Origin of the sequence: Streptomyces violaceus, from assembly GCF_036014075.1 — a bacterium.
Classification (GTDB): domain Bacteria; phylum Actinomycetota; class Actinomycetes; order Streptomycetales; family Streptomycetaceae; genus Streptomyces; species Streptomyces violaceus.
Genome location: NZ_CP107911.1, coordinates 6,111,109 through 6,133,879, shown reverse-complemented (window position 1 = coordinate 6,133,879; position 22,771 = coordinate 6,111,109). Strand labels below are relative to the sequence as shown.

At 71.5% G+C, this 22,771-nt stretch carries 16 protein-coding genes and 1 pseudogene; 11 read left to right on the top strand and 6 right to left on the bottom strand.

What is annotated here, in order from left to right:
* Positions 1 to 57 precede the first annotated feature (57 nt).
* The 4 genes from OG542_RS27645 to OG542_RS27630 all read left to right on the top strand — a co-directional run bounded on the left by OG542_RS27645 (position 58) and on the right by OG542_RS27630 (position 5,326).
* The gene (locus OG542_RS27645) at positions 58 to 1,275 is read left to right on the top strand and encodes an NAD(P)/FAD-dependent oxidoreductase (RefSeq protein WP_328414193.1); all 1,218 of its coding nucleotides are present in this window, start codon (positions 58 to 60) and stop codon (positions 1,273 to 1,275) included.
* Positions 1,275 to 3,878: a nitrite reductase large subunit NirB gene (nirB, locus tag OG542_RS27640; protein WP_328414191.1), complete on the top strand. Its 2,604-nt coding sequence runs from the start codon at positions 1,275 to 1,277 to the stop codon at positions 3,876 to 3,878. Before OG542_RS27645 ends, nirB begins: the two co-directional genes overlap by 1 nt.
* Positions 3,875 to 4,225 carry a nitrite reductase small subunit NirD gene (gene nirD, locus OG542_RS27635; protein WP_311125576.1) on the top strand — a complete coding sequence of 117 codons (351 nt, stop codon included), beginning with the start codon at positions 3,875 to 3,877 and terminating at the stop codon, positions 4,223 to 4,225. Before nirB ends, nirD begins: the two co-directional genes overlap by 4 nt.
* Before the next feature lie 162 nt (positions 4,226 to 4,387).
* Positions 4,388 to 5,326 carry an SMP-30/gluconolactonase/LRE family protein gene (locus OG542_RS27630; protein ID WP_328414189.1) on the top strand — a complete coding sequence of 313 codons (939 nt, stop codon included), beginning with the start codon at positions 4,388 to 4,390 and terminating at the stop codon, positions 5,324 to 5,326.
* Here OG542_RS27630 and OG542_RS27625 read toward each other — a convergent pair.
* A complete protein-coding gene (locus OG542_RS27625) occupies positions 5,301 to 6,467 on the bottom strand; it encodes a helix-turn-helix domain-containing protein (protein WP_328414187.1) in 1,167 nt (388 codons plus the stop codon). The genes OG542_RS27630 and OG542_RS27625 overlap by 26 nt on opposite strands.
* 234 nt (positions 6,468 to 6,701) lie before the next feature.
* Here OG542_RS27625 and OG542_RS27620 point away from each other — a divergent pair, with 234 nt between their 5' ends.
* A complete protein-coding gene (locus OG542_RS27620) occupies positions 6,702 to 7,130 on the top strand; it encodes a peptidase inhibitor family I36 protein (RefSeq protein ID WP_261684141.1) in 429 nt (142 codons plus the stop codon).
* Positions 7,131 to 7,210: 80 nt separating this feature from the next.
* On the opposite strand, the gene OG542_RS27615 is transcribed toward OG542_RS27620, so the two are convergent.
* Positions 7,211 to 8,896, bottom strand: a complete 1,686-nt coding sequence (locus tag OG542_RS27615) for a SulP family inorganic anion transporter (RefSeq protein WP_328418140.1) — start codon at positions 8,894 to 8,896, stop codon at positions 7,211 to 7,213.
* Positions 8,897 to 9,657: 761 nt separating this feature from the next.
* Positions 9,658 to 10,263 carry a carbonic anhydrase gene (locus tag OG542_RS27610; protein ID WP_328414185.1) on the bottom strand — a complete coding sequence of 202 codons (606 nt, stop codon included), beginning with the start codon at positions 10,261 to 10,263 and terminating at the stop codon, positions 9,658 to 9,660.
* 216 nt (positions 10,264 to 10,479) lie between these two features.
* On the opposite strand from OG542_RS27610, the gene OG542_RS27605 reads away from it, so the two are divergent.
* The 5 genes from OG542_RS27605 to OG542_RS27585 all read left to right on the top strand — a co-directional run bounded on the left by OG542_RS27605 (position 10,480) and on the right by OG542_RS27585 (position 15,420).
* On the top strand, positions 10,480 to 11,337 hold the full coding sequence (locus tag OG542_RS27605) for a response regulator transcription factor (protein WP_328414183.1): 858 nt from the start codon (positions 10,480 to 10,482) through the stop codon (positions 11,335 to 11,337).
* Positions 11,334 to 12,821 (top strand): sensor histidine kinase, encoded by a 1,488-nt coding sequence (locus OG542_RS27600; RefSeq protein ID WP_311125580.1) that lies wholly within the window; start codon positions 11,334 to 11,336, stop codon positions 12,819 to 12,821. The genes OG542_RS27605 and OG542_RS27600 overlap by 4 nt, the downstream gene beginning before the upstream one ends.
* A 198-nt stretch (positions 12,822 to 13,019) precedes the next feature.
* Positions 13,020 to 14,177, top strand: coding sequence for an alkaline phosphatase PhoX (locus OG542_RS27595; protein ID WP_328414181.1), 1,158 nt, complete (start codon positions 13,020 to 13,022; stop codon positions 14,175 to 14,177).
* A gap of 109 nt (positions 14,178 to 14,286) precedes the next feature.
* Entirely contained in the window at positions 14,287 to 14,811 is a 525-nt protein-coding gene (locus tag OG542_RS27590; protein ID WP_328414179.1) for an excalibur calcium-binding domain-containing protein, read from the top strand.
* Between the two features lie 90 nt (positions 14,812 to 14,901).
* The gene (locus OG542_RS27585; protein WP_328414177.1) at positions 14,902 to 15,420 is read left to right on the top strand and encodes an NUDIX hydrolase; all 519 of its coding nucleotides are present in this window, start codon (positions 14,902 to 14,904) and stop codon (positions 15,418 to 15,420) included.
* A gap of 162 nt (positions 15,421 to 15,582) precedes the next feature.
* Here the strand turns inward: OG542_RS27585 and ppdK are convergent, their stop codons facing one another.
* Both ppdK and OG542_RS27575 read right to left on the bottom strand, forming a co-directional pair.
* Positions 15,583 to 18,330 (bottom strand): pyruvate, phosphate dikinase, encoded by a 2,748-nt coding sequence (gene ppdK, locus OG542_RS27580; RefSeq protein WP_408057797.1) that lies wholly within the window; start codon positions 18,328 to 18,330, stop codon positions 15,583 to 15,585.
* A gap of 405 nt (positions 18,331 to 18,735) precedes the next feature.
* The gene (locus OG542_RS27575; protein WP_328414173.1) at positions 18,736 to 19,962 is read right to left on the bottom strand and encodes an ROK family transcriptional regulator; all 1,227 of its coding nucleotides are present in this window, start codon (positions 19,960 to 19,962) and stop codon (positions 18,736 to 18,738) included.
* Between the two features lie 121 nt (positions 19,963 to 20,083).
* Between OG542_RS27575 and OG542_RS27570 the strand changes: the two genes are divergently transcribed.
* Positions 20,084 to 21,508 (top strand): MGH1-like glycoside hydrolase domain-containing protein, encoded by a 1,425-nt coding sequence (locus tag OG542_RS27570; protein ID WP_328414171.1) that lies wholly within the window; start codon positions 20,084 to 20,086, stop codon positions 21,506 to 21,508.
* On the opposite strand, the pseudogene OG542_RS27565 reads toward OG542_RS27570, so the two are convergent.
* Positions 21,486 to 22,730: pseudogene (locus OG542_RS27565) on the bottom strand (RNA-guided endonuclease InsQ/TnpB family protein). The gene OG542_RS27570 and the pseudogene OG542_RS27565 sit on opposite strands and share 23 nt — an antisense overlap.
* Positions 22,731 to 22,771: the final 41 nt, after the last annotated feature.

Sequence of the window (22,771 nt, the reverse complement as noted above, 5' to 3'; positions counted from 1 at the left end):
CCCGCGGGAAACAGACGTGATGCTGCCGGGTAACACCGGCACCGCACGCTCAAGGACATGACCTCGAATGAGCGTGTGGTGGTGATCGGCACCGGCCTCGCGGGCGTACGGCTCGCCCGGCGGCTCGGTGAGCTCGGCACGCCCGCGCTGCTGATCGGCGAGGAGGAGCACCGGCCCTACAACCGGGTGCTGCTCGCCGAGGTGCTGGCCGGACGGTACAGCCCCGAGGTGATCGCCCTGCCCGCGCCTACGGAACTGACCCGCGGCCGGGTCACCGGCATCGACCGTGACGCGCGCACCGTCGCCTGCGCGGACGGTGCGGTGATCGCATACGACCGGCTGGTGCTGGCCACCGGCTCCAACCCCGTACTGCCGCCGCTGCGCGGGCTGTTCACCGAGAACCACCAACTGCCCGAGGGCGTACACGCCTTCCGCACCATGGACGACTGCCTGGGCCTGTCCAAGGCGGTCCGGCCGGGAGCGCGTGCGGTCGTCATCGGCGGCGGGCTCCTCGGGGTCTCCGCGGCCCGCGCGCTCGCCCTGCGCGGCGCCCAGGTCGTGCTCGCCCAGCAGTCCGAGCGGCTCATGGAGCGCCAGCTCGACCCGGCCGCCTCGAAGCTCGTCAAGCGGCACCTGACCGACCTGGGCGTGGAAGTGCACACCGAGTGCCGCGTACGGGACGTGCGCTGCGTCGGCGGCGCGGTCCGCTCGGTGGAGATGGCCGACGGGTACGCGCTCGACGCCGACCTGGTGGTCGTCGCCTGCGGTGTCCGCCCCCGGGTGGGCCTCGCGCAGGCCGCCGGCCTCGACGTCCGCAAGGGCGTCGTCGTCGACGACGAGCTGCGCACCTCCGACCCGTACATCCACGCGATCGGCGACTGCGCCCAGCACGACGGCGTGCTCTACGGCCTCGCCACCCCGGCGCTCGAACAGGCCGACACGCTCGCGGAGTCGCTGGCCGGTGACGCGACCGCCCGGTACACCGGCACGCGTTCGCTGACCCGGCTCACGCTCACGGGACACGACAGCCCCTTCGACCTCGCCGCGTTCGGCGAGACCGAGGCGCTCCCGGGCGACGACGTCGTCCAGCTCGCCGACGCCACCCGCGGCACCTACCGCAAGGTCGTCGTCCGCGACGACCGCCTGGTCGGCGGGGTCCTCGTCGGCGAACTCGGCACCGTCGGCGCGCTCGCGCGCGCCTGGGAGGGAGCAGAGCCGCTCCCCTCCGACGGCGGCCCTCTGCTCCACCTGCTTACCAACGATGGAGGCTCCTGATGTCCACGGACACCCCCACGATCGTGCTCGTCGGCCACGGCATGGTCGGCCAGCGCTTCCTCGAAGCGCTCGCCGAGCGCGGCCTGACCGCCACGCACCGCGTGGTCGTGCTCTGTGAGGAGCCGCGCCCTGCGTACGACCGCGTCCAGCTCACCTCGTACTTCTCGGGCAAGACGCCCGAGGACCTGTCCATGACGGACATGGAGTTCATCAAGGACCACGGCATCGAGCTGCACGTGGGCGACCCGGCTCAGACCGTCGACCGGGAGGCCCGCAGGGTCACCGCCCGCTCCGGTCTCGTCGTCGACTACGACGTGCTGGTCCTGGCCACCGGCTCCTACCCGTTCGTGCCGCCGGTCCCGGGCAAGGACGCCGAGGGCTGTTTCGTCTACCGCACGATCGAGGACCTGCTCGCGATCGAGGAGTACGCGAAGAACGCCCAGGTGGGTGCCGTGGTCGGCGGCGGTCTGCTCGGGCTGGAGGCGGCCGGTGCCCTCAAGGGCCTCGGGCTCACCTCCCACATCGTGGAGTTCGCGCCGCGCCTGATGCCGGTGCAGGTCGACGAGGGCGGCGGCGCCGCCCTGCTGCGCACCATCGAGGAGATGGGCCTGAGCGTCCACACGGGCGTGGGCACGCAGGAGGTCGTGGTCGGCGAGGACGGCGCCGTCACCGGCATGAAGCTGTCCGACGGTTCCGAACTCGCCACCGACCTGGTGGTGTTCTCCGCCGGTGTCCGCCCCCGCGACCAGCTGGCCCGCGACTGCGGTCTGACGGTCGGTGAGCGCGGCGGCATCACGGTCGACGAGCAGTGCCGTACGGTGAACGACCCGCACGTGTTCGCGATCGGCGAGTGCGCGCTGGCCTCCGACGGCCGGGTGTACGGCCTGGTCGCCCCCGGTTACGAGCAGGCCGAGACGGCCGCCGCCACCATCGCCGCGGACGAGACGGAGCAACTGACGTTCACCGGCGCCGACCTGTCCACCAAGCTGAAGCTGCTCGGTGTGGACGTGGCGTCCTTCGGTGACGCGCACGGCACCGCCGATGACTGCCTGGACGTCGTCTACTCCGACTCCCGCTCCGGCCTGTACAAGAAGCTGGTCATCGGCCGCGACGGCACGCTGCTCGGCGGCATCCTGGTCGGCGACGCGGACGCGTACGGCACGCTGAAGGCGTTCACCGGCTCGGTCCCGCCGGTCTCCCCCGAGTCGCTCGTGCTGCCCGCCGGCGCCGGGGAGTCCGTCCAGCTCGGCCCGTCCGCGCTGCCGGACGAGGCGATCGTCTGCTCCTGCCACAACGTCTCCAAGGGCACGATCCGCGGCGCGGTCACCGACCACCAGTGCACGACCGTGCCCGAGGTGAAGAAGTGCACCAAGGCCGGTACGGGCTGCGGCTCCTGCGTCAAGGTTCTCGGCCAGCTCGTCAACGCCGAGCTGGAGGCCAGTGGCATCGAGGTCGACAAGGGCCTGTGCGGCTGCTTCGGGCAGACCCGCGAGGAGCTGTACGAGATCGTCCACGCCCTGCGCATCACCACCTACCAGGACCTGCTGGACCGCCACGGCCGCGAGGAGGCCCGGGGCGGTGACGGCTGCGAGGTCTGCAAGCCCACCGTCGGCTCGATCATCGCCTCCCTCGCCCCGACGATCGGCGCGAGCGGCTACGTCCTGGACGGCGAGCAGGCCTCGCTGCAGGACACCAACGACCACTTCCTGGCCAACCTGCAGAAGAACGGCTCCTATTCGGTCGTGCCGCGTATCCCGGGCGGCGAGATCGCCCCGGAGAAGCTGATCGTGATCGGAGAGATCGCCCGCGACTTCGGCCTCTACACGAAGATCACCGGCGGTCAGCGCATCGACATGTTCGGCGCCCGCGTCGAGCAGCTCCCGGTGATCTGGGCCCGCCTGGTCGACGCCGGCTTCGAGTCCGGCCACGCCTACGGCAAGTCGCTGCGCACGGTGAAGTCCTGCGTCGGCCAGACCTGGTGCCGCTACGGCGTCCAGGACTCCGTCCGTATGGCGATCGACCTGGAGCTGCGCTACCGGGGACTCAGGTCGCCGCACAAGCTCAAGTCGGCGGTCTCCGGCTGCCAGCGCGAGTGCGCGGAGGCCCAGTCGAAGGACTTCGGCGTGATCGCCACGGCCAACGGCTGGAACCTGTACGTCGGCGGCAACGGCGGCGCCACGCCGCGCCACGCGGACCTGCTCGCGCAGGACCTGTCGGACGCCGAACTGGTCCGGTTGATCGACCGGTTCCTGATGTTCTACATCCGCACGGCCGACCGCCTGGAGCGCACCTCGACCTGGCTGGACCGGATCCCGGGCGGCCTCGACCACGTACGGGACGTCGTCGTCCACGACTCGCTCGGCATCTGCGACGAGCTGGAGAAGCTGATGCAGGCGCACGTCGCGCACTACCGCGACGAGTGGGCCGAGACCATCAACGACCCCGAGAAGCTGTCCCGGTTCGTGTCCTTCGTGAACGCGCCGGACACCCCGGACCCGGTCGTCGCCTTCGTGCCCGAGCGCGACCAGATGAAGCCCGACCTGCCGCTGCTGTCCATCGGTATGCGACCCGCCGACGTTCTGGAAGGAAGCGCCCAGCGATGACCCTGGCACCCGAGACCACCGACCTGAAGATCGAACTCGCACTGGACGGCGACTGGTTCACGGTCTGCGACCTGAGCACGCTGCTCCCGGGCCGCGGGGTGGCGGCACTGCTGCCGGACGGCCACCAGGCCGCGATCTTCCGCGACCGCTCCGGCGAACTGTTCGCCATCGACAACCGCGACCCCTTCACCGGCGCGGCCGTCCTCTCCCGCGGCCTGACCGGCACCCACCAGGGCCGCCCGTTCGTCGCCTCGCCGCTGCTGAAGCAGCGCTTCGACCTGGCGTCCGGGCAGTGCCTGGACGACGAGGAGGTACGTGTGACGGCGTACCAGGTGCGCACCGCCTAGGAGCGTCGGACCGAGACACCCCTCTTCCGGAGGGGTGTCTCTTCTGTTTCCTCTGCTTCTTCTGTCGGGTTCCTGTCGAGTTCGCCAACCGGGTTCGGTTCACGGGGTACTTCGCGTTTCATCGAGGCACACCCCCACCTTCCCTCCCACGGAGGCGCGATCATGACTCGGAACCACTTCCAGCCGTCCCGGCGGACCGTGCTCGGCGGGGCCGTCGCCGCGCTCGCGGTCGCCGGCACCGGCACGGCGCAGGCCGCTCCCGGGGCCGCCGCCTGGCCGAGCGAGTTCCCGCTGCCCGACGGGTGGCTCCCCGAGGGGATCACCACAGGGAGCAGGCCGTACGCGTACATGGGCTCGCGTGCCGACGGCGCGATCTACCGCACCGACCTGCGCACCGGCGAGGGCGGTGTCCTGCACGAGGGCGCCACCGGCCTCGCGTCGATCGGTCTGAAGCTGGACGGCGACGGCCTGCTGTACGTGGCGGGCGGCGCCGGAGGGACCGCGAAGGTCGTCGACGCGCGCAGCGGCGAGCTGCTCACCACGTACCAGCTCACCCAGGACGCCGCCCCCTTCATCAACGACGTCGTCCTGCACCGGGACCGCGCCTGGTTCACCGACTCCCGCGCCGCGATCCTCTACGGCGTCCCGCGCGGCCGCGAGGACGAGGTCCGCGCCCTCCCGCTCACCGGCGAGTGGGTACAGGCGCCGGCCGGGACCAACAGCGCCAACGGCCTGGTCGCCACCCCCGACGGACGCGGCCTGATCGTCGTCAACGCGGGCCGGTTGTACAACGTCGGCATCCGGACCGGTCACGCCACCAGGGTCGCGCTGGTGGGCGCGAGCGACGTGACCAACGGCGACGGCCTGGTGCGTCTCGGCCGCACCCTGTACGTCGTCCAGAACCGCCTGAACAAGATCACTGTCTGGGACCTCGACCGGAACGCCACCACGGCGACCCTGCGCAGGACGATCACCGACCCCCGCTTCGACGTCCCCACCACCGCCGCCCGCTTCGGCAACCGGCTCTACCTTGTCAACGCCCGCTTCACCAGCCCGCAGACGCCGGAGACGACGTTCAACGCGGTCGCCGTGTCGCTGTGAGCGGTGTGGCTTCGGCGGCTCGTGCGCAGTGCGGCCAGTCGCCGAAGTCGCGGTCCCGGCTCCACAGCCGGCGCGCGGCCTGGATGTTCCACTCCGGGTCCAGGGCCTGACGCGGGGTACCGCCCAGTTCGCGCAGCCGGGCGTCGGAGATCTGGAACAGGCCCCAGTTCCGGGTCCCGTTGGTGTTGGGGAGGATGTGCAGCGGGTCGAGGAAGGACTGGCAGTCGGCGATGGCCACCGCCTTGTCCGGTACCTCGGGGAACACCTCACGGACCCGCTGCCGCACCTTCTCCTGCGACCACACGCTCATCCGGACCCTCGAGGCGTACAGCGCCTTCTTGGTGGCTTCCTCGACGACGCCGTTGGGCTGGATCCCGGCGAGCACCTGGAAGGCGGTGACGCGGCGCAGGGTCTGCGGCCCGAAGCTCCCGTCGACGCCGATGTCCGCGCCCTTGGCGTGCAACAGGCGCTGCACCTCCTTCACGCACTCGTCGTGCTCGCCCATGGCGATCACGGGTGGGCAGTTTGCCGAGAACAACGGCCGCTCGTCACCGGAACCGCGCCCGCCACCGCCGCTGCCGGACGGCGTCCGGGCGCTGTAGAGCGCCCAGGCGGAGACGCTGAGGGCCGCGAGGATCGCGGCGGTGACGACGGAGGTGCGAAGGCGGCGCCGGCGCGACCGGCCGGCGAGCCGGGGGGCGGGCCGGGGGGCCGGTTCGGGGTCCGGCTCCCCGGCGATGTCAGGGACCGCTTGCCCCTCTCCCCCCGGTTCCGCTTTCTCTTCTTCCTCGTCTTCCGCTTCTTTCGCCTCTTCCGCCTGTTCCGCTTCCTGTCGGGCTTCCTGCCTCGCTTCCGCTGCCGCCGCCTCTTCCTCGGCCCCGGCCGCCGCGGTTCTCGCCGCGTCCGCCAGGGCCCACAAGCGGTGCAGGGTGCGGAGCTCCTCCGGGGTCGCGCCGCAGACCGTGGCCAGCCGGTGGACATTGCCGTAGTCCTGCGGCACCGACGTGCCCCGGCAGTAGCGGTGCAGTGTCGAACCGGCGAGGCCGGACTTCCTGGCGAGTGCCTCGTAACTCATCCCGGACCGGCTCTTCAGCGCACGCAACAGCGCGGCGAACCGTTCCGTTTCCGGGCATACGGACATCGGGTTCCCCCCTCGGATACCCCCACGGACGCTGGTCGGGCGTCTCGGACCGCCACTGTGCCACCAAAGGCGTCCCATGGCCGTCCCAACGGTTCCGGAACGGGCCAGTTGACCGGCGTCCCACCCGTCCCGGCATCCCAGCCGGCCCCGCCGTCCTTGCCCGGCCACGTCGTGCCTTGCCAGCGTCGGGCCGTCCGAACGACCGGCCCACGACCTTTCGAGGAGACCAGGCCCATGCGCCTTTCCGTACGCCGTCCCCACCGCACCAAGCCGCTGTTCGCGGCTCTCGCGGTCAGCGCCGCCGTCGCCACCGTCCTGACCGTTCCCACCTCCGCCACGGCGGCACCGGCCGCCCCCTCCGCGGTGAACTGCGCGACCGGGGACATCTGCTTCTGGACCGGCGCCAACTTCACGGGCAGCAAGTGCGCGTGGGACGCGGCCGACCCCGACTGGCAGAACGGCGCCATCAAGTGTTCCTGGGCCGCCACGACCAACGTGAAGTCGGTGTGGAACGCCGGCACCGGCGACTACAGCGGCGTCGCCTACTACAAGGGCGCCAACTACACCGACCGTGTGGGCTGCACCCGGCAGCAGCACGGCGGCAACCTGGCCGGTACGTACAAGGTCCGCTCCCACAAGTGGATCTCGGGCAGCTGCGGCTGACCCACCCGGTCAGCGGGAACGCGGTGGCGTGCACGCCTGCTCGGGCGTGCACGCCACCGCGGCGTGTCCTGCGCGGGGCGTCAGCCCACGAGGGGTGAGCGCGACTGCTCCTCCGGCAGGGGCCGCGTGTCGAGGTAGAACCACTCGGCGTCGGCGGTGGGCCAGGGCGACGCCTCCCCCGCTCCGGCCGGCTCCTCCCCCATGGCGGTGACCGGGCGCCTGGGCAGCGGCGCCGTAGCCGGGGCTTCCCCGACGGGCGCGGCGGTGCGGGAACCGGCCGGCTCGGCCTGCTTGGCCTCCCCGGGCATCAGCAGTTCCACCCGGAGCCCCAGTCCGCGCTGCTGGGCGGTGAACTCCTCGACCTGGTTGCGGCAGGCGTGGTCCAGGTGGGTCACGCCGGTCAGGTCCAGCCGGATCCTCGGCTTTCCGGACGCGGCGGCCGCCTCCAGCGCCTCGATCACCTTCGGCAGGCGCAGGAACGTGGCGTTGCCGGCCATGACGACCTTGGCCGTGTCCTCCTCCAGGTGCTGGCGGATCACGGTCTGCGACATGCGCAGCGCGGCCAGCACGATCCCCGCGGCGACACCGAACAGCACGCCCTCCAGCAGCGCGGTCGCCACGATGACCAGCGTGGTCAGCGTCATCACCGCGAACTCGCCCCGGTCCTGCCGCCACATCTTCGGGAACTCGGCGGGCGCGAACAGCTTCCAGCCGCTGTGCACGAGGACACCGGCGAGCACCGAGATCGGGATCAGCGCGAGCACCTGCGGCAGCAGCAGCGCGAACGCGAGCAGCCACAGGCCGTGCAGCGTGCGGGAGAGCCGGGTCTTGGCCCCGGCCTGGACGTTCGCCGAACTGCGGGCCACGACCGCGGTGATCGGGAGTGCGCCGAGGATGCCCGCGACGGTGTTGCCGGCGCCCTGGGCGATCAGCTCGGTGTTGTAGCGGGTGCGCGGGCCGCTGTGCATACGGTCCACGGCGGCGGCCGTGAACAGGCTCTCGGCGGACGCGATGACCGTGAAGGTGAGGATGGCGGTGATGATCGCCCCGTCGGTGAGCGCGGCGAACTGCGTCGCTCCCGGCAGGTTCACGGACGCGAGCAGGTTGCCCACCTGGAGCGTCTTGACGTCCACGCCGGGCAGCGAGGCGACCACCATGCCGATGCCGACGGCGACCAGCGCGGCCGGGATCTTCCCGGCCGGCCCCGGCACCTTCTTCCACACGAAGCTGAGCACGATCGTGACGATGCCGAGCAGGGTGGCGATCATCGCCTGCGGGTTCGTCAGGATGCCGGCCAGCAGCCCGGGGATCCCGGCCATGTTCTCGATCGCCGTGCCGGGGGCCTTGGCGTCGGCCATCGGATAGACCTGGCTGAACATCAGCGGCACGCCGATGCCGGCCAGCATGCCCTGGACGACGGCGACCGAGGTGGCCTGGAACATCCGGCCCAGTTTCACCAGCCCCAGGACGATCTGCAGGATGCCGGAGAACAGCACGATCACGCCGAGCATGGCCACGCCGACGTCGGCGACGGTCTCCGCGACGAGTGCGGCGAGCCCGGCGGCCGGCCCGCTGACCTGGAGCGTACTGCCCTTGACCGCGCCGACGACCAGGCCGCCGATCACCCCGGAGATGATCCCGAGCTCGGCCGGAACCCCCGAGGCGACGGCCACACCGATGCACAGCGGCAGCGCGACGAGGAAGACGACGAGCGAGGCGGTGACGTCGGTGGCGAGATGTCCCTTGCCCCCGGCCTTGCCGCCCATCCCCTGCCCGCCACCCGTCACCTTGCGGACGAGCCCGCCCAGCACACCTTCGCCGGCACGCTCTGCCTGACCCGCGGCAGAGCCACGCCCTGCCGGGCCTTGGGCAGGACCGCCCCGTGCCGGACCTCCGGGAGGCCCACCCGCCGGACGGCCCCCGGGCTCCCCCGCCGCGCCTCCCGGCGGCCCGCCCAGCACACCGGCCCGCCAATCTGCGGCAGCACCCCCTGCGGAGTCACCCGACCATCCGCCGCCGCCACCCTCGGAACGACCGCCCGCCCCCCAGTCCGCGACGGCGTCCGCAGACCCGGCGGACCGCCAGCTCCCCGTGCCCTCCCCGGGGCTACCGGGCCCCCAGCCCGGAGGATCCCCGGCCGAACCGCCCGGCCTCCAGCCAGAAATGGCCTCAGCAGGGCCGGCAGACCGCCAACTCCCCGTGTCCTCCCCGGGGCTGCTCGAACCCCAGCCCGCAGCGGCCTCCGCTGACCCAGCCGAGCGCCAACTCCCCGTGTCCTGCCCCGGATCACCGGACCCCCAGTCCGCGACACCCCCCGCTGGACCGCTCGCGCCCCAGTCAGCGACGCTCTCCGCGGACCCGCCCGACCGCCAGCCCCCCGTGTCCTGCCCCGGACCACTGGCCCCCCAGTCCGAGACACCCCCCTCGACCCCAGCCGACCCCCGGTCCGCCATCCCTCCCCCCGGGCCGGCCGCCCGGCCACCCTGTGCGGCAGCACCCCGTGCCCGTCCCCGCGCATGCGCCCCGCTCATGCGGCATGCACCTGGAACGTGCCGTCGTCGCCGCGTTCGTAGACGAACCCCGTGTCAACCTCGTAGTACCAGCCGTGCAGCCGCAGCCGGCCCGAGTCGAGCCGTTGCCGTACGACCGGGTAACTCCGCAGTGCGGCCAGCTGGTTGACGACGTTGCCCTGGGACACCTCCGGCAGTGACGGGTCGTCCGGCGCGGTCTCCAGTACGGAGGTCAGCTCCGGGCGGGCGATGCGGAGCCAGGCGTCCACGCCGGGCAGTCCGGACAGGTCGTCGCCGGACTTCAGCGCGCCCATCGCACCGCAGTGTGAGTGACCGCACACCACGATGTCCTGAACCCCGAGCACCTCCAGTGCGTACTCGATGGTGGCCGCCTCGCCTGAGGCCCCGGGCCGCCCGTAGGGCGGCACGATATTGCCCGCGTTGCGCAGCTCGAATATCTCACCGGGGCGCGCACCGGTGATCAGTGCGGGTATGACCCGAGAATCCGAGCAGGTGATGAACAACACCTCCGGATATTGCCCTTCAGCCAGTTTCCGGTATTCGCCGCTGTCAAAATCGACGCGCGTCCTGAACGTGCGGGCCCGATCGAGCAGTGTCTTCAACTCCGCCTCCTGAACTGGTGTTTCTTACTCTGCACCACACCGTAGACGGCCGACCTACAGCGGAAGGTTAAGCGAACTCCAGAGCCCGGCCAGGAATTGAACATTCTTTGTCGGCATACCCTTACCAACGGTCATCTTGTAGCGTGTGAACTCCAGGGCAGAGAATGGGAATTCGCGCTGCCCGGATTCATGCCGGCTCACGGAGAGACAGGACGTATGGGCATACGAGTGCTGCTCATCGAGGACGACGAGACGATCGCCGAGCCGCTCACCGAAGGCCTCGGCCACTTCGGACTGACGGTCGATCATGTCGCCACGGGCACGGACGGACTGAGAGGCCCGTACAACGACGTCGTCCTGCTCGACCTGGGGCTGCCGGACATGGACGGCATCGACGTCTGCCGGCGCATCCGGCAGGTCTCGGACGTCCCCATCGTCATCCTCAGCGCACGCGGCGAGGAGGCCGACCGCGTACTGGGCCTGGAACTGGGCGCCGACGACTACCTGGCGAAACCTTTCAGCGTACGGGAGCTTGTGGCCCGGGTCCGGGCGGTGACCCGGCGCACGCAACGCACCCACCAGGCGTTTCCCGAGGCACCGGGCACACCGGGCACCCCCGATACACGGCCGCAGCAACAGCAGCCACGGCCCTCGTACGACCCCACCCCCGCACCGCCGCCCCCGTACGAACCGGCCCCGGCCATGTCCTACGAAGCTCCCGCGGCAGCCTCGTACGACCCCGCCCCCGACCCCCCGCACGACCCGGGCCCGCTCGTGGTGGACCGCCGCACCCGCCAGGTCTGGGTCGGCGAGGTCCCCGTCCCGCTCACCCCCAAGGAGTTCGACCTGCTGGCGCTCCTCAGCGAGGATCCGGGGGCGGTCTACTCACGCCAGCAGATCCTGGACCGCGTCTGGGACCCGCACTACGACGGCCCGACCAAGACGCTGGACGTCCATGTGGCCGCGCTGCGCCGCAAGTTGGGGCATCCGGCGTGGATCCGGACGCTTCGCGGCGTCGGTTTCCGGCTGTCCGTGCACACCGGGCCGAACGCCCCGCAGGTGGCCTCTCCGTGACCCGGCGGCTGCTGCTCAGCTACCTCAGCCTCGCCGCGCTGGTGCTGCTCTGCCTGGAGATCCCGCTGGGCTTCGTCTACTCGCGCGGGGAGCGGGAGCGGGTGGTCAACGCGGCGAAGGACGAGGCCGAGTCGGTCTCCGCGTACGCCGCGCTGTCCCTCGCGGCGGGGCGGGCGGAGCGGGATCTGCCCACGCGGGTGGCGCACTGCGCGCAGCGCATCGGCGGGAAGGTGGTGATCGTCGACGCCTCGGGCGCGTCACTCGCCACCTCCCACCCGACGGACCCCGCGATGTCCGGCAATCTGGCCGCTCGGCCGGGCATCGCGGCGGCACTGCGGGGCACCTCGACGGTGGACGTCCGCACCTCCACCATCGGCGGCGTCGAGTACCTGTCGGTGGCGGCGCCGGTCGGCCAGGAGGCGCGGCCGGTGGGCGCGGTGTGGCTGACGGTGCCCACGCGCATGGTGCACGAGCGCGTCCACCACGTGTGGCTGCTGCTCGCCCTGGGCGGCTTCGCCGTGCTGACGGCGGTCACCGTGGTCGGCTTCGCCTTCGCCCGGTGGGCTGGCCGCCCCATTCGCCAACTGGAGAACGCCACACACGAGCTGGCCGAGGGCGGCGGCCGGTTCACCCCGGTGACGATCACGAAGGGCCCGCCGGAAGTCCGCAGTCTGGCCGCCGCGTTCAACCACACCGCGGCCCGGTTCGCCCATCTGCTCGCCTCCCAGCGGGCGTTCGCGGGCGAGGCCTCGCACCAGCTGAAGACGCCGCTGGCGGCGCTGCGGCTGCGCCTGGAGAACCTGGAGCCGGACATCGCCGCCCGGGCCCGGGGCAGCCTCACGGCCGCCGTCACGGAGACGGACCGGCTCGCCCGGATGGTCGAGCACCTGCTGGCGATGGCCCGGCTGGAGGAGCACGCGGCCATCCCCGCCACCGTCGACCTGGGCGCGGTCTGCACGGAACGGCACCGCACCTGGCAGCCCCTGTTCGCGCGGGACGACGTCTCCCTCGTGCTCTTCGCGGGGAGCGTGGGCCCGGTGCTCGCGGTGCCGGGAGCCGTCGAGCAGATCATGGACAACCTGCTCTCCAACGCTCTGCGGGCGTCCCCGGCCGGCAGCACCGTCACCATCGAGCTGCGCCTGCACGCCCCGTCCCGCCGGGCCCTGCGGGACAGCCGCCCCCGCTGGGTCGACCTGCACGTCACCGACGAGGGCCCGGGCATGACGGAGGAGCAACGCGCCCGCGCCTTCGACCGCTTCTGGCGCGCCCCGGGCGCTCCCAAGGGCGGCACGGGCCTCGGCCTCGCCCTGGTGCAGCGGCTGGCCCATGCCAGCGGCGGCGAGGCGACCCTGCACGCGGCGGCCACGGGCGGCCTGGACGTGGTGATCCGCCTCCCGTCCGTGCGCCCGCCGGTCGAGGGGCCCGGACCGGGCGGCGACCGGTCGAGAAGGCCGAGACGGGAGGCACCGGCGCTGCCCGCGTGAGAACGCGCGAGCGGCATCGCCGGACACACGGACGGCATCGCGAGGCGGGCCCACAGGCGGCACCCAGCACGCCGCCCCGCGGCCACGAGTTGTCCACGCCCCGTCAACACTGCCCCCATAGCGTTCCTTCCGCCTCCCCCCACGCACAACCCTGCCGGCGACCGTCGGCAGGGCGGTACGGCACCTCTTGGAGTGAGAGTGGAACGTCGTAGCCTGCTGCGTGCGGCCGTCATCGGCGGCACTTCGGCCGCGTTGGGCGGAACCCTGTGGCGCGGCGCCGCCTACGCGGCCCCGGCCCAGCCCGGCACCGGCCCCTACGGGGCGCTGGGCTCCCCGGACGCCAACGGCATCAGACTCCCCAGCGGCTTCACCAGCCGCGTGATCGCCCGCTCCGGCCAGCGGGTCGGGAGCACCTCGTACACCTGGCACAACGCCCCGGACGGCGGCGCCTGTTACGCCGACGGCACGGGCTGGATCTATGTCTCCAACTCCGAGATCAATCCCTCGGGCGGCGCGAGCGCGGTGAAGTTCTCCTCCACCGGCGCGATCACGAGCGCGTACCGCATCCTGTCCGGCACCCGCCAGAACTGCGCGGGCGGCAAGACGCCGTGGAACACCTGGCTGTCCTGCGAGGAGGTGTCCCTCGGCTACGTCTACGAGACCGACCCGTGGGGCACGAGCGCGGCGGTGCAGCGTCCGGCGATGGGCCGCTTCAAGCACGAGGCGGCGGCCGCGGACCCGGTGCGCAAGGTGATCTACCTGACCGAGGACGAGACCAACGGCCGCTTCTACCGCTTCGTCCCGACGACCTGGGGCAACCTGTCGTCCGGCAAGCTCCAGGTGATGGTCGCGGGCAGCGCCACGAGCGGCTCCTTCACCTGGAGGGACGTCCCCGACCCGGACGGCTCCCCCACCGCCACCCGCTCCCAGGTCTCCGGCTCGAAGTCCTTCAACGGCGGCGAGGGCTGCCACTACGCGAACGACACCGTCTGGTTCACGACCAAGGGCGACAACCGCGTCTGGCAGCTCAACCTGCTGAACAACACGTACGAACTGGCCTACGACGACTCCCTCGTCAACGGCACGGCCCCCCTCACCGGCGTCGACAACATCACCGGCGCCACCTCCGGTGACCTCTTCGTCGCCGAGGACGGCGGCACCATGGATATCTGCGTCATCACCCCGGACGACGTGGTCGCCTCGTTCCTGCGCATCGACGGCCAGTCGGGCTCGGAGATCACGGGCCCGGCGTTCTCCCCGGACGGTACGCGCCTGTACTTCTCCAGCCAGCGCGGCACCACCGGCAGCTCCTCGGGCGGCATCACGTACGAGGTGACGGGCCCGTTCCGCTCGTAGCCACACCGCCCGCCTTCACGTGACCATCACAAAATGGTCACCTCTCCCTCATCCAGGGCCGCGTGGTCCTACGGTCATCCCCTCACGTACCACCTCTGGGGGGATGACCATGGCCAATCCGCACACCGGCCCGCACAACAACCCGTACCCTGCCCCGCCGCCCATGCCGGGGTCCGGGCGGCCGGCGCCCCGCTGGGCCCGTAAGCGCTACGTACTGCCCGCGCTCGGCCTGGCCCTCTTCATCGGCGCCGGAATCGGCGCCGGCGGCGGGGAGACCACCACCGACGCGAAGCCCGCGGCCGCGAAGCCGCAGCCGACCGTCACGGTCACCGCGACGGCGACGACCACCGCGACACCGCTCGCGAAGAAGCCGGAACCCGCCCCCACGGTCACCGCCACGAAGACCGTCAGGGCCACCACCACCGTCACCGCCCGGCCGGCGGCGGGCGGCGGCTCCGACGACAGCGGCTCCGGCGGCAGCGGTTCCGGCGGCAGCGGTTCCGGCGACACGGACGTCTACTACGCCAACTGCAGTGCCGTCCGTGCCGCAGGCGCCGCGCCCATCAGTCGTGGCGAACCCGGGTACGCCTCCCACCTGGACCGTGACAACGACGGGGTCGCCTGCGACACGTGACCCGGCCGGCCGGTGACCATCGGTGCGTCCGGCCGTTCCTCCGGTTGGGCAGCTCGTACGGGCTGCCCGGCCGACGGAAGGAACATCACCGTGGACACGACCGTGCCCGCCCCCGACGCACACCCCGTGCTGCCGCGCGCCGAGTGGGTCAAGACGCTGCCGCAGACCATCGTCGCGTCCTGCGTCCTGCTCCTCGACGCCGAGGACCGGATCCTGCTGCTGCGCTACGCCGGGTGCCAGCCCGCTGCCGGGCTCTGGGGGCTGCCGGGCGGCATGCTCGACCACGGAGAGGACCCCCTCGGTGCCGCGCGCCGGGAGCTCTACGAGGAGACCGGCATCCTCCTCGACCGGGATCCCCGCCTCATCGGCTACGACCACCGGGCCGACGTGAACGGCACGGGCCCGGTGATCGACTTCTACTTCCACGGCGGCCGTCTCCCGACCGAGCTGTCCGTCAGGCGCAGCGCGGAGCACGACGACGACGGCCTGTTCGCCCTGAGCGACCTGGAGTCCACTCCACTGACGAACCAGTTGCCGACCCTGACGGCCCTGCACACCGCCGCGCTGACCGGCACGGCCGTATGCCTGCGGGAAGGCCTGCCCCAATAGGGCGGCATACCCGCATACGTGCGAGAAACGGGGGCGGCACCTCCGCACAAGGTGCCGCCCCCGCTCTTCTCCGTGCACCGGAGCCGCCGCGATCGGTGAGGGTCGGGGACCGACGACGGCTCCGGGTCCTGAGTGGCCCCGCACGGGCCACCGGCCATGGGCCTACCGGTGGTCGCTGCCCTCGGACCGGACCGCCGCCCGGCCGGCCTCCAGACGGGCCACCGGGATGCGGAACGGGGAGCAGGAGACGTAGTCGAGTCCGACCTCGTGGAAGAAGTGGACCGACTCCGGGTCGCCGCCGTGCTCGCCGCAGACACCGAGCTTGAGGTCGGGGCGGGTCTCGCGGCCGGCCTTGGCGGCGAGTTTCACCAGGGAGCCGACACCGTCCCTGTCGATCGTCTCGAACGGGGAGACGCCGAAGATGCCCTTCTCCAGGTACGCCGTGAAGAACGAGGCCTCCACGTCGTCCCGGCTGAAGCCCCACACCGTCTGCGTCAGGTCGTTCGTGCCGAAGGAGAAGAACTCTGCGGCTTCGGCGATCTGACCGGCGGTCAGGGCGGCCCGCGGCAGCTCGATCATCGTGCCGATGGACAGCTTGAGCCGCGCGCCCGAGGCCGCCTCCACCTCGGCGATGACCTTGTCGGCCTCCTCGCGCACGATCTCCAGCTCCTGGACCGTGCCGACGAGCGGGATCATGATCTCGGCGCGCGGGTCGCCCTTGGCGGCCTTGCGCTCGGCCGCGGCCTCGGCGATCGCCCGGACCTGCATGGTGAACAGGCCGGGGATGACCAGGCCGAGACGGACCCCGCGCAGACCCAGCATCGGGTTCTGCTCGTGCAGCCGGTGCACGGCCTGGAGCAGGCGCAGTTCGTTCTCGTGCGGCTCCTGGCGGGACTCGGCGAGGGCCACACGGACGGACAGCTCGGTGATGTCCGGGAGGAACTCGTGCAGCGGCGGGTCGAGGAGGCGGATGGTGACCGGGAGGCCGTCCATCGACTCGAAGAGCTGGACGAAGTCCTGCTTCTGGAGCGGGAGCAGCTCCTTGAGGGACTCCTCGCGCTCGGTCTGGGTGTCGGCCAGGATCAGCCGCTCCACCAGCTCGCGCCGGTCGCCGAGGAACATGTGCTCGGTGCGGCACAGGCCGATGCCCTGGGCGCCGAAGCGGCGGGCCCGCAGCGCGTCCTCGGCGTTGTCCGCGTTGGCGCGCACGCGCAGCCGGCGCTTGCGGTCGGCGAAGGCCATCATCCGGTGGACGGCCTCGACCAACTCGTCGGCGTCGTCGGCACCCGGGTGCATCCGGCCCTCGAAGTACTCCACGACCGGCGAGGGCACGACCGGCACCTCACCGAGGTAGACCTTGCCCGAGGAGCCGTCGATGGAGACGACGTCGCCCTCCTCGACGACGTGCCCGCCCGGGACGGTCATCCGGCGGCGCTTGGTGTCGACCTCCAGCTCCTCGGCGCCGCAGACACAGGTCTTGCCCATGCCGCGCGCGACGACGGCCGCGTGGGAGGTCTTGCCGCCGCGCGAGGTCAGGATGCCCTCGGCGGCGATCATGCCGTCCAGGTCGTCGGGGTTGGTCTCGCGGCGGATCAGGATGACCTTCTCGCCGGAGCGGGACCACTTCACCGCGGTGTAGGAGTCGAAGACCGCCTTGCCGACCGCCGCGCCCGGCGAGGCCGCGATGCCCCGGCCGACCTGCGAGACCTTCGCGTCCTCGTCGAAGCGCGGGAACATCAGCTGCGCGAGCTGGGCGCCGTTGACGCGGGTGAGCGCCTCGGCCTCGTCGATCAGGCCCTGGTCCACCAGCTGGGTCGCGATGCGGAAGGCCGCGCCCGCGGTGCGCTTGCCGACGCGGGTCTGGAGCATCCACAGCACACCGCGCTCGATGGTGAACTCGATGTCGCAGAGATCCTTGTAGTGGTTCTCCAGCGTCTCCATGATCTGCATCAGCTGGTCGTACGACTTCTTGTCGATCCGCTCCAGATCGGCCAGCGGCACGGTGTTGCGGATGCCGGCGACCACGTCCTCGCCCTGCGCGTTCTGCAGGTAGTCGCCGTAGACGCCCTGGTGGCCGGAGGCCGGGTCGCGGGTGAAGGCGACGCCGGTGCCGGAGTCGGGGCCGAGGTTGCCGAAGACCATGGAGCAGACGTTGACGGCCGTGCCCAGGTCGTGCGGGATGCGCTCCTGGCGGCGGTAGAGCTTGGCCCGGTCGGTGTTCCAGGAGTCGAAGACCGCGTGGATGGCGAGGTCCATCTGCTCGCGCGGGCTCTGCGGGAAGTCCCGGCCGGCCTCGGTCTTGACGATCTTCTTGAACTTGGTGACGAGCTTCTTGAGGTCGGCCGCCTCCAGCTCGGTGTCGACCGTGACCTTCTTGGCCGCCTTCGCCGCCTCCAGCGCGTCCTCGAAGAGCTCCCCGTCGACGCCGAGGACGGTCTTGCCGAACATCTGGATGAGGCGGCGGTAGGAGTCCCAGGCGAAGCGGTCGTCGCCGGCCTGCTTGGCGAGGCCCTGCACCGACTTGTCGGAGAGGCCGATGTTGAGGACGGTGTCCATCATGCCGGGCATGGAGAACTTGGCACCCGAGCGCACCGACACCAGCAGCGGGTCGTCCGCCTGGCCGAGCTTCTTGCCCATACGGGCCTCGAGGGCGTCGAGGTGCGCACTCACCTCGTCACGCAGTGCCGCCGGCTCCTCGCCGCTGTCGAGGTAGACCTTGCACGCCTCGGTGGTGATCGTGAAACCGGGCGGGACCGGAAGGCCCAGGTTCGTCATCTCGGCGAGGTTCGCGCCCTTGCCACCGAGGAGGTCCTTGAGGTCCTTGTTGCCCTCGGTGAAGTCGTAAACGAACTTCACGCCCTCAACGCTCTTGCCGTGCTGAGCTACGTGGGGATCTTTGTTTTCCGACACGGGTCTCGACTCCTCGAGGACGCGGTGGCTGCCCTGACGGCGAGGAACATACCCAGATCAAAGGCTTCTGGGTACGTCCATGCGCGCGTCATGCGCCTGTAACCACTCGTCCGCCAGCGGATCGAAAGTCAAGGCTTGGCAAGCAATCACAGCCGCATGTCTTCACTTCTTGAACGCATGAATCTCCATTGAGCGCTCTGAGCGCTCGTCTGAGCGGCGTTCGGCGCGCCTGAGTTCGCTCGATGAACGATCAAAGGGTGGCACTCAGTGCCACTCTTTGGAGAAGTGCAGCCGCTCATGATCCGCTCATCTGAGCGCAACCCTTATCAGGGGTGGCGAGAATCACGCTGCCACAGCCAGCCGGATTTCACCATGCGGACGCGTCTCGGGGTCGAAATGTCCCTGTCACACGCCGAGCGCCCGCAGCCGCTCCTCGACCCGCTCGGGGGCGTACAGATGCTCCACGACCATCGCACCCGCTCCCACCAGCCCCGCCCGCTCACCCAGCCGTGAGGTCACCACGTCCAGGTGGGCCGTGGAGCGGGGCAGCGCCCGCTGGTAGAGCAGTTCGCGCACACCTGTCAGGAAGGGAGTTCCGGCCAGATCCCCGGCGATCATCAGCACGCCGGGGTTCAGCAGGGTCACGACGGTCGCCAGTACGTCCCCGACCCGGCGCCCGGCCTCCCGGGCGAGACCGACCGCCTCGGGGTGCCCGGACGCCAGCAGGTCCCGCACATCCGAGCCGGAGGCCGCCGGCACCCCGGCCTCCGCCAGCCGCCGCGCCACCGCCCCACCGCTCGCGACGGCGGCCAGACAGCCGTACGAACCGCACCGGCACAGCGCCTGGGCGCCCTCCGGCACCCGGATGTGCCCGATGTCCCCGGCGCCCCCGTCGATGCCCCGGAACACCGAACCGTCCACCACGACCCCGGCGCCGATGCCGGTGGAGACCTTGACCAGCACGAAGGCGGAGCAGTCGGGATAGCCGGTGCGCTGTTCGCCGTACGCCATGAGGTTGGCGTCGTTGTCCACCAGCACGGGCACGGCGGCGGCGCCGGTGTGCTCGGTGAGCGCCCGGGCCAGCCGGCCCCTTATGCCGTAGCCGTCCCAGCCGGGCATGATCGGCGGCTGGACGACGCGGCCGGTCTCGGTGTCGACCGGGCCGGGCACCGCGAGCCCGACACCGCACACCGACTCGGCCGGGCAGCCCGCCTTCTCCAGCAGTTCGGCGAACCAGCGGCCGAGTTCGCCGAGCACGGCGTCCGGCCCGTCCTCGACGGCCAGGGTGCCGGAGTGCTCGGCGAGGATCTCGCCGCTCAGCGACAGCACGGCCGCCCGCGCGTGCCGGGTGTCGAGGTCGGCGGCCAGGACGACCGCGTGCTCGTCGTCGAACTCCAGGGTGATGGAGGGGCGTCCGCCCAGCGGGGAGTCCACCGGCCCCCCGGCGCCCTCGCGCAGCCAGCCCGCGCGGAACAGCCGGTCGAGCCGCTGCCCGACGGTGGCCCGGGACAGTCCGGTCGCCTGCTGCAGGGCACCCCGGGTCACGGCGCGGCGACTGCGCACCAGTTCGAGCAGTTCGCCGGCGCTCGCCTGGCCGGCACCTCGTCCCGTTCTTCCGGGCTGTCCGGTCATGCACACCCCCTTGTGTTTCTCAACCTTGCCTTACATAGTGGGTTTTGCGTGTTAAATAGACGTAACCCCACGGTAGCCGCAGCCGAACCGGCCGGCCGGACGTCTTTTCGGAGAGCCCCGAGTGGACCGCACCGCCCAACGCGCCCCCCGCCCCGCGGGACGCACCGTTGCATACGATCCGTCCCGTACGGCGCCCGGTACCGCGCCGCCCCTGCACGTCAGGGCCGCCGCCGTGCTGGAGGCCGGCTGGACCGGCTCGTCCACCGTGCCCTCGCGCAGCCTGTATCCGCACCAGTGGTCGTGGGACTCGGCGTTCATCGCGATCGGCCTGCGGCACGTCTCGCCGTTACGCGCCCAGACGGAACTGGCCACGCTGCTGGCGGCCCAGTGGGCGGACGGGCGGATCCCCCACATCGTCTTCAACCCCTCCGTCCCCCTCGACGCGTACTTCCCGAGCCCCGACTTCTGGCGCTCCTCGACCGCGGGGCGGGCCGCGGGCGCCCCGCGCACCGTACAGACCTCCGGGATCGTGCAACCACCGGTCCACGCGCTGGCCGCGTGGCTGGTGCACCTGGCCGACCCGGATCTGTCGCGGGCCCACGGCTTCCTCACCCGGATGTATCCCCGCCTCGCGGCCTGGCACCGATATCTGCTGCACCGGCGCGACCTGGGCGAGGGCGGTCTCGTCTCCGTCGTGCACCCCTGGGAACAGGGTATGGACAACAGCCCCTGCTGGGACCGTCCGCTCTCCCGGGTCACCCCGGCCCCGGCCCGCTCCTTCCGCCGCGCCGACCTCGACCACGGCTCCCCCGAGGACCGTCCGACGGATCTGGACTACGGGCGGTACGTGCGGCTGGCGAGCGACTACCGGGACCGCGGATACGCCGACGGGGCAGGGGAGTTCGCCGTGGAGGACCCGGCGTTCAACGCGCTGCTCATCGCCTCCGAGTACGCCCTGGCCCGGATCGCCCACGAGCTGGGCGCGGCTTCGACGGCCCGGCAGGCCCGCGCCGAGCGGCTCACCGCCGCCCTGGTGGAGCGGCTGTGGGAGCCGGCCGCGGGGATGTTCCTGTGCCGGGACGTGCGCGCCGGGGAGCTGATCCCCGAGCGCGGTGTCTCCGGGCTGATCCCCCTGCTGCTGCCGACCCTGCCCCGCGACCTCGCGGCCACCCTGGTCCGCACGATGTGCGGCCCGCATTTCGGCCTCGGCGGCACGACCCGCCTGGTGCCCAGCTACGACCTGCTCGGCGAGGCCTTCGACCCGCACCGCTACTGGCGCGGCCCGGCCTGGATCAACACCAACTGGCTCCTGGAGGGCGGCCTGCGGCTGCACGGCGAGCGCGGCCGGGCCGACGCCCTGCGCAAGGGCATCCTGCACACCGCCGACGCCTCCGGCTTCGCGGAGTACGTCGACCCGTACACGGCACAGGCCTGCGGCACCACCGGCTTCGGCTGGACCGCCGCGCTCACGCTCGACCTGCTGCACGACCGGCCCGCAGGGGGCGGAAACGGCGTCACGGCGATCAAGGGAGGGGACCGGGGTTGACTTCCTCCCCCGCCTGAAGGCGGGGGATTCCAGCGGTCGCCCGCTGGGTTTCCTGCTTCACCGACGACCGCCCCGTCCGGGAGGACTCCCGTTGAGGTCTTACACCGTCTCCACAGGCAGACGCCGCCAGCCCGGCGGCCAGGATGTTGTGCGCCGCGTTCACGTCGCGGTCATGCACGGTGCCGCAGTCGCACGTCCACTCCCGGACATTGAGCGGCAGCTTCTCGCGGACCGTGCCGCAGGTTCCGCACAGCTTGCTGCTGGGGAACCATCGGTCGATCACGACGAGTTCGCGCCTGTACCAGGCGCACTTGTACTCCAGCATCATGCGGAGGTCCGTCCAGGCCGCGTCGGAGATGGCGCGCGCGAACTTGCCGTTCTTCAGCAGGTTGCGGACGGTGAGGTCCTCGATCACGACCGTTTGGTTCTCACGGACGAGCCGAGTGGTCAGTTTGTGCAAGAAGTCCCGGCGCCGGTCGGCGATCCGGGCATGGATGCGGGCCACGCGGCGGCGGGCCTTCTCCCGGTTCGCGGAACCCTTCGCCTTCCGGGAGAGTTCCGGCTGTGCCTTCGCGAGGCGGGCGCGGTCGCGGCGCTCATGCTTCGGGTTGGCGATCTTCTCCCCGGTGGACAGGGTCACCAGGGAGGTGATCCCGGCGTCCAGGCCGATCGCCGCTGTGGTGGCGGGGGCCGGGGTGATGGTGTCCTCCACGAGCATCGAGACGAACCAGCGGCCCGCGCTGTCACGGGACACTGTCACCGTCGTTGGCTCCGCCCCCTCAGACAGAGGGCGCGACCAGCGGATGTCCAGGGGCTCGCTCATCTTCGCCAGCGTGAGCTGCCCGTCGCACCACTTGAAGGCGCTGCGGGTGTACTCGGCCGACCCCCGGGACTTCTTCCGCGACTTGTAGCGCGGGTACTTGGCGCGCTTGGCGAAGAAGTTCCCGAACGCCGTCTGAAGATGACGCAGCGCCTGCTGGAGCGGGACGGAGGACACCTCCGAGAGGAAGGCGAGTTCCTCGGTCTTCTTCCACTCCGTCAGCGCGGCGGACGACTGCACGTAGGAGATGCGGCGCTGCTCGCCGTACCAGGCCCTCGTGCGCTCCTCCAGCGCCTTGTTGTACACGAGACGGACACAGCCGAACGTGCGCGACAGCTAAGCTGCCTGCCCGTCCGTGGGGTAAAAGCGGTACTTGAACGCCCGCTTGACCTGCTGCATCACACCTCACATTCTATCAGCTCCCGTGTGAGTGGCGGGTGTCG